This window comes from Flavobacterium sp. Arc3, assembly GCF_041431375.1.
GTDB lineage: Bacteria > Bacteroidota > Bacteroidia > Flavobacteriales > Flavobacteriaceae > Flavobacterium.
Window position 1 is genome coordinate 1 of the sequence record NZ_JASMRI010000004.1, and the last position, 6,814, is coordinate 6,814.

Annotated in this window: 9 protein-coding genes; 4 read left to right on the plus strand and 5 right to left on the minus strand. The window is 27.8% G+C overall.

Translation table 11 applies throughout. The annotated features are described in order from the left end of the window. Positions 1–145 precede the first annotated feature (145 nt). The 5 genes from QO200_RS03660 to QO200_RS03680 all read right to left on the minus strand — a co-directional run bounded on the left by QO200_RS03660 (position 146) and on the right by QO200_RS03680 (position 5,256). Complete coding sequence (locus tag QO200_RS03660; protein ID WP_371536504.1) at positions 146–298, minus strand: hypothetical protein; 153 nt, start codon at positions 296–298, stop codon at positions 146–148. A gap of 129 nt (positions 299–427) precedes the next feature. Next, positions 428–1,114, minus strand: coding sequence for a helix-turn-helix domain-containing protein (locus tag QO200_RS03665; RefSeq protein ID WP_371536507.1), 687 nt, complete (start codon positions 1,112–1,114; stop codon positions 428–430). Between the two features lie 348 nt (positions 1,115–1,462). After that, positions 1,463–2,116 (minus strand): tetratricopeptide repeat protein, encoded by a 654-nt coding sequence (locus tag QO200_RS03670; protein ID WP_371536510.1) that lies wholly within the window; start codon positions 2,114–2,116, stop codon positions 1,463–1,465. Then, on the minus strand, positions 2,113–2,976 hold the full coding sequence (locus QO200_RS03675; RefSeq protein WP_371536512.1) for a thiopeptide-type bacteriocin biosynthesis protein: 864 nt from the start codon (positions 2,974–2,976) through the stop codon (positions 2,113–2,115). The genes QO200_RS03670 and QO200_RS03675 overlap by 4 nt, the downstream gene beginning before the upstream one ends. A gap of 3 nt (positions 2,977–2,979) precedes the next feature. Next, positions 2,980–5,256 (minus strand): lantibiotic dehydratase family protein, encoded by a 2,277-nt coding sequence (locus QO200_RS03680; RefSeq protein WP_371536514.1) that lies wholly within the window; start codon positions 5,254–5,256, stop codon positions 2,980–2,982. Positions 5,257–5,650: 394 nt separating this feature from the next. Here QO200_RS03680 and QO200_RS03685 point away from each other — a divergent pair, with 394 nt between their 5' ends. The 4 genes from QO200_RS03685 (at position 5,651) to QO200_RS03700 (ending at position 6,694) form a co-directional block, all read left to right on the plus strand. Beyond that, positions 5,651–5,833, plus strand: a complete 183-nt coding sequence (locus QO200_RS03685) for a TIGR04149 family rSAM-modified RiPP (RefSeq protein ID WP_371536516.1) — start codon at positions 5,651–5,653, stop codon at positions 5,831–5,833. Between the two features lie 190 nt (positions 5,834–6,023). Further along, on the plus strand, positions 6,024–6,209 hold the full coding sequence (locus tag QO200_RS03690; RefSeq protein WP_371536518.1) for a class I lanthipeptide: 186 nt from the start codon (positions 6,024–6,026) through the stop codon (positions 6,207–6,209). A gap of 24 nt (positions 6,210–6,233) precedes the next feature. Next, positions 6,234–6,410 carry a class I lanthipeptide gene (locus QO200_RS03695; RefSeq protein WP_371536520.1) on the plus strand — a complete coding sequence of 59 codons (177 nt, stop codon included), beginning with the start codon at positions 6,234–6,236 and terminating at the stop codon, positions 6,408–6,410. 122 nt (positions 6,411–6,532) lie between these two features. Next, complete coding sequence (locus tag QO200_RS03700) at positions 6,533–6,694, plus strand: hypothetical protein (RefSeq protein ID WP_371536523.1); 162 nt, start codon at positions 6,533–6,535, stop codon at positions 6,692–6,694. Positions 6,695–6,814 lie beyond the last annotated feature (120 nt).

A 6,814-nucleotide genomic window follows, 5' to 3' on the forward strand; every position in this document is an offset into this window, starting at 1 on the left:
ATAAATGGCGCACTTTGTTGCGGAATCGTGGTGTACTTTGCTCCGGAATGGGTGGTGTACTTTCGTCGGAATATCTACAAATTAGAGTAAATAGAAAGAATCGTGTTTTTGACATTTATAATAAGATGTTTGAGATAAATATTATTTATGAGCGTACTGTTCTGATAGGATCAGCTGTTATAACCCCACCGTCGTCGGCTGCATTCCCGCCAATAATCATTTTAGGATTTTTCAATTCAGCTACTTTGTACTTTTCTAATGATAATTTCTTATCGTTTGCAATTTTTTGTTTTTTCATGATTATATTTTTAAATTATTTTCGTAAATGTAGAAAGTTAATTTTTGTATAAGTAATAAGTATGGTCGATATTTATAAATTCCGACTTAAAATAGACTTATTCAATTTGTATTCAAGTAATTAATAAAATTAAATTTCTTCAGTTTCCTTTATTTTTTTTATGAAAAAAGAAGGTTGAAGTCCCGTATTATTATGAAAAGCTTTTGCAAATGATTCAGAATTACTAAAGCCCGCTTCTTCAGCTATGGCTTTTATGGTATACTTTCTAAATTTTTTATCTGTTTTCAATTTCCTTATTGCATAAGATATTCTCAAATCATTAAGGTATTGGCTGAAATTTTTATTTTTATATTGGTTTATGGTTTTTGAGAGGTAGCTACTATTCGTATCAAACTTCACCGTAAGATCATTTAATTTTAAATTCAATTCTAAATAACCTTGCTCTTTTTCAAATGCGGTTAATTTTTGCAATAAATCTTTTGTTATGTCTATAGGTAAATCAAATGATTTTGTTTTTTTGTCTTCCGTAATTAGGGTTTCGTCTGGTATTGCTTCGCTTTTGGGTTGATCCATCAATACCTGAAATCGTTCTTCAGAATGTTGTTTTTCTTTTTTGGTTTTTGATAGATAAAAGAGTGTAAATAATAACCCGACAAAAACAATAAACCCTATAGCAATGTAGAACTTTTTTTCTTGATTTATTTTAGCAATAACCTTTTCTTTTTCAGATAATAAATGAGGAGTATCATAATTTTTATTGATATTTTCGGACAAAATGACATTTTTTTCACTAAGTCTTTCATCAATTTCAATCAATCGATTTAAATAATAAAGTTGTTGTTTGTCTTCTTTTATTTTTTTAGTAATATCAATTAAATTGAGATAATTATTTCGCAAAAGAGTTGTAAACTCTTTTGTTGTAATCAATATTGAATCCACTTTTTCAAAATATTCTTTAGATTTAAGAATATTTTTTTCTCCTTTCAAAACATTTTCTCCTCTATAATAATAGCTAATTGCTAGATTTATTTTATCATTTTTCAATAACAATATTGATTTGTCTAATGATGCATTACTTTTTGAGTATAGTTTTTTTAAATGATACGAAATACCTTCATTTAGCAAAAAATATTTGTAATAAGCATTGTCTTTTTTTATTTTTTTTTAAAAAATATTTATATAATATAAGGCTAAGTCTGGTTTTTTAATACGGTTATAAATATCAGATATTATCCAGGCAGAATAAATATAGTAGGGAGAACTACTTTTCTTAGATTTATAATAGTTATAATTCTCTAATATTAATGGCAATGCATCTTGAGGTTTTCCTAATTCAATTTTTATTAACCCTATTTGTTGGTTTATTAATGTTTTTTGTTCTGCATTACCTGATTTATTTGAATATTTTTCTGCTTCCAATATGTTAACTAATGCTTTGTTCAAATTGTCATTAGAAAAAAATATTATACTTCTTAAAATATAGGCTTTTGCAGGATAAAAAAAGTTATTTTGGTTTTTGGTCAATGCAATAATTGAATCTGTGAAATTTAATAATTGATCATCATTTTCAGAAACATAAGCAGCCATATACATCCCATTGACGGTAGTTATTACGTCGCTTTGTAATTTAGATTTCTTATAGTAAGTTTTAGCATATATAGTAAGCATTTCTTTATTCATAAGCGAATTATTGAAACGTTTATCCAAGGTTTCAAAACTCATTTTTTTCAGTGAATCTGGAATAACAAAATGTTCTTTTTTTTGAGAGAAAAGTGTTGTCGTAAAAAGTATTAAAATAAATGTAATAAGGTTTTTCATTTTCTAGCAATTGTACTTTTGTAATATCGGTTTATAAAATCATAACATAACATTTCGTATTGTCTTTGTTTCGATCGAAAGATACGATTGATGTTCATGTGGATAAGGGATGAAATAAGTGCTTCCAAATCAGTTGATAATTTCTTACTTATTATGTTTTTTATTATCTCAGTTTCTTTTTCAGTTATTTTCATTAATTCAATTAAGCCTTCTAAATAGAGGGGCTCGTTTTTTTCATATAAATAGAATTCGATATCATTTCTGTAAATGCGGAATAATCTGTCCAACTTTTTATTGTTCTCTTTCTCTATATGATGTTCTGTTTTATAAGCCAGTTCCATAGATTGAACAAAGTTAATCCGATGATTCAAAGAGATATTGAAACTTTCTAACAAATTATCTATCATATGCAATGAGGCAAATATTCGGACTATTTCATCCTCCTCAGGAGTAGTGTTATCAATCAGGTGTAATGTTTTTTCACTATGGTAACAAAATAATTCTTCAACCAATCCAATAGTTGTCTTTCCATAGCGTTCTATTTCTCTTTTATAGGTTGCTGTTACGATGTCATATGCTACATCCTTTTCAATCAACTTACTGAAATGTGGTTGGGTTAATTTTATGATTTTTTGAATATTATCTACATTCGGTATTTGAAAACGTACTCTCAAATGATTTTTAGGATCATTGTAACGTATGAAAAACCACTGGGCAATTAATTTTTGTTCCAACAATTCAGTCACAATTGGCAATATACTTTCAATTAAAATGCTATCTGCTGAATAACTTCCACAGTAAATTTTATAATAAAGCCATTCTTCTCCCAGAATAAAAGTTCTCTTTATTTCTTGTATCATACCTTAATCTTTATTCTTTTTCAATCCTACAATAAATTGATTCGCATAACAACCCGAGTTTCCTGTAATCACTTTACTTGAAGGAAATAAAAATTCTTCTAGAACAAATTGCGTCTTATTTTTAACAGCCTCAACTAACATTTCAACACAAGTATCATTTTCAAGATTGATTAGTAATGTGTTATCATCATCAATCAATGAAACATATCGAAGTCCTCTAACACCCAAAGAGAGAATAATCGAACGGAATAAATCAGGGCTAACGGGCGTTTTATTATTGAAAATTTTAAAAAATTCAGGATATCTGTTTTTATTAAATATCCATTTTGCTTTTGATACAATACAATTTCCAACAGTCACTCTTGGTAAATAATCGAAAAGCTTTTCAAAGCTGTTCCAATGAAAGCCTATTGTTGATTTACAATTTTCAAATTGCATATCACATAAAAAATGATAGATGGGCAACGCATTATAGGAATAATTGTGAGCATTGGTCAATCTTGGTATAACTTCTTTATCCTGTTTTTTGCTCCACAAAACCAAACGGTCATTTTTTACATATACTATTAAATCTTCAATATTTATTTGATGTGAAATAGGTAAACTAGATTGCCCTAAATAAGGTATTTCATAGGGTCTAAAACTGGGTCTTCGTAACACATTTCCCGTTCTTGATTCTGGCAAGTGAACTATTTCGGCTAAGATTTTATCGAAATAACTTTCCGATTCATATTGGGTAATTTCGTTTGCTAAATCATTTATTCCAGTATTTCCGTAGCAAAACCTAGCCAATAGATTTGCAGCACTCGAACCGCCAATACTTTGAATTACAATCCATTCTTTTTCATGTTCTTCAACAATTTCAAAAAGGCATGAAAAAGTATTAGGTAAATTTTCCTTCTGAAATTGGATGCTCTCAAAGTCAGAATAGTTTAATACAATGTTGTTTTCATTATTTAGCAAGGTATTTTGCAATTTGCTGTAAATAATTTTGCCAACTTCGTTCAGACTAACTAAATGATTGTCAATGCTTTCTTTCTGATTTATTCCGATACTATCTAATACAGGTGTAAAGTCAAATCCATTTTTATTTTGCAAGTATCCAATTCCAGTTTCTACATCTAGTGCTTTAACCAAAGGAATAGCTTCACTTTCATATCTTTCAGCAAAGACTTTTTTAAAATTTTCTAATGCTGTATTTTTTGGTTTTTCTGAAATTTTGTTTAGCATATCTATTGCTCTTAATAGTTCAGAAATGTATTTATTGTCTAGTTGAAAATCTTTAGAATCCAGAAACAAATCGGTTTGAAACAAATACTTTTTATCAAAAGGAATCTTTGTTTTTACAACGGTTTCTATTATATCTTCATAACAAGAAATCGGGTTACCAAATTTAGTATCAATTTTAAGTAATTGTTTATTTAAATCATCCAGAACTCTAGTGAAATTACCAACTTTATTGTTTAAAATTTCGGCTCCCTCTTCTTTGGAGAAGGTTGTGGGGTGGAAATCTTTACCAGTAAGTATTGGCTCAAATTCTGAAACCAAGATTTGATTAAAAATCAATTCTTCGATAAATTCAATTGCTACCTCTATACTTATTTCTTCAGAAACTAAAAAGGTTGCCAATTCTTTTTTCCTGACACCAACAATCGCTTTTTGCAATATCAAATCTAAATAATCAGTTCGTTTTAATGCTTCAAGAGAATACTTTCGTTTTTTTTGATGCAAAGCATACTCCACATATCTATAAAAATCGCCCAATTGGTAGAGTGTAGTATTGGGATAAAAAAGTAGCTGATTTTGGATTGTTGGATTTAAAGCTAACTCGCTAGATAAATTAGCAAGGAACTGCATATCGAAACGGGTTTTTCTACAGAAACTATTTTTCTTATCAATATAACAGTCACTGTTAAAATTGCTATTTATATTGATATTAGTTTCATAAGCCAGTTTACCCGAACCACAAGCGGCAAAAAGTCCAAATGGTGTACATCGAGTGGACATTCGGATAAGGTATTTCAACACCGAAAGTTTAATTTTTTTTTCTTTATCAATGGGACGGTCTTTATGTGTCATCCATTTCTGAATTTCTGAATACAACTCGGGAGATGCCAAGAATAGTGCTTCATTTACTTGAGTCTCTTTTAATACTTCTTTTATTGCATCAGATTCAATGGACAATCCATTTGTAAGATTGCTGTAAAAGTCAATTGGATAGAGTGGCGTTCGTATTATAAAAGAAGAAAAAAAACTATAATTTATTTCTGATTTTGGCATATAGACTATAAAACAGGGCGTGCATTACTATTGTATACGTCAAAACTAGTTATTTATTTTAAGAAATAGTATGATTTTACATGAAAAGATATCTCAAACATTCAAAAAAACATTACTTAAAATCAGTTGATTATATTTTTTTTTAAAGGGATTTATAAATTCAGAGTCGACATTTATAAATCTAGACTAATGATATTTGCTTTGGGTATGTTGTTCATCTAGTTTTGAAATCAATAATTATTCTATTGTAATTGAATGATTTGGAGATTCTTTTTCTGCGGATTAAATTCTTAAAATTATATATGTTTTATGATGGAAAGGTTATTTATGATTACATCAATTTATTCGTCAACAAGATAAAATACAAATAGTTTAACATTTAAATCAAATATTTATGAAACAAATCCCAAAAAAAAGTAAGCAATTAAAATTGCAAAAAAATGTAATTACAAATTTGAATAAGCAAGAAATGGAAACAATTAAAGGGGGAAATGAACCATCTTGGCACATATCTTTTTCTGGAATATCATACAATACTGATACAGGTGGCGCTGTAAGTGGTTGGACCTACATATAGGAGCTCAAAAACAAATATATTTATGAAAAAAAGCCTGAAAAAGTGGAGAAAATTTGTCCCTACTTAAATTAAAAACAAGTAAAATCATTAAAGGTGGAAATAAGTAATGAATGAAATATTTACTGCTTTTTGATCGACAGTCTGCCGATTAGTACACTTATTGTAAAAACTTTTAATATATATATATACTATGAAAAAAAATCCTAAAAAGGGTAAGGAATTAAAATTGGATAAAAAGTTAATAACCAATTTAAATCAAATAGAAATGGAAGCCATAAAAGGTGGGAAAATTGCAGAACAAAGCACTATTAGTATTACTGCAACTTGGTCAATAACCTATACTTGGACTTATACATGGGATTCAGGAACAAATTAAAAAAACAATTTAAAAATAATTTTTATGAAGCAAATTGAAAAAAATGGAAAAGGATTAAAATTGGATAAAAAAGTAATTACCAATTTAAATCAACACGAAATGGAATCCATTAAAGGTGGAAAAATGGAAGAACAAAGTAGTATAACTATTACGTATAGCATTTCTTGGTCTTGGTCAATAACCTATACGTGGTCAATCTAAATTTTCCTTAGAATTAAAACATCTCTCAGGTTTAAATACCAAGAGATGTTTTATATCCTTAATTTTCTTCAATGCATACAAGTTATTTTAAATCTAATATTTATTAACAAAAAAAAAATATTATGAAACAAATTGCAAAAAAAAAGAATCAATTAAAATTTGATAAAAAAGTGATTGCCAATTTAAATAAAATAGAAATGGAAACTATTAAAGGAGGAAATATGTCAAGTATATTTTCTGTAACAGATTCCCTATCACTTACAATTTCTTACACTATTGGATAGGAATATTTATTAACAAAAAAAAATTATTATGAAACAAATTGCAAAAAAAAAGAATCAATTAAAATTTGATAAAAAAGTGATTGCCAATTTAAATAAAATAGAAATGGAAACTATTAAAGG

Bases quoted from the DNA above. Each gene is read 5' to 3' on its own strand.
- QO200_RS03695 (WP_371536520.1), top strand. From the start codon at position 6,234: ATGAAGCAAATTGAAAAAAATGGAAAAGGATTAAAATTGGATAAAAAA.
- QO200_RS03690 (WP_371536518.1), top strand. From the start codon at position 6,024: ATGAAAAAAAATCCTAAAAAGGGTAAGGAATTAAAATTGGATAAAAAG.
- QO200_RS03680 (WP_371536514.1), bottom strand. From the start codon at position 5,256: ATGCCAAAATCAGAAATAAATTATAGTTTTTTTTCTTCTTTTATAATA.
- QO200_RS03660 (WP_371536504.1), bottom strand. From the start codon at position 298: ATGAAAAAACAAAAAATTGCAAACGATAAGAAATTATCATTAGAAAAG.
- QO200_RS03670 (WP_371536510.1), bottom strand. From the start codon at position 2,116: ATGAAAAACCTTATTACATTTATTTTAATACTTTTTACGACAACACTT.
- QO200_RS03675 (WP_371536512.1), bottom strand. From the start codon at position 2,976: ATGATACAAGAAATAAAGAGAACTTTTATTCTGGGAGAAGAATGGCTT.
- QO200_RS03685 (WP_371536516.1), top strand. From the start codon at position 5,651: ATGAAACAAATCCCAAAAAAAAGTAAGCAATTAAAATTGCAAAAAAAT.
- QO200_RS03700 (WP_371536523.1), top strand. From the start codon at position 6,533: ATGAAACAAATTGCAAAAAAAAAGAATCAATTAAAATTTGATAAAAAA.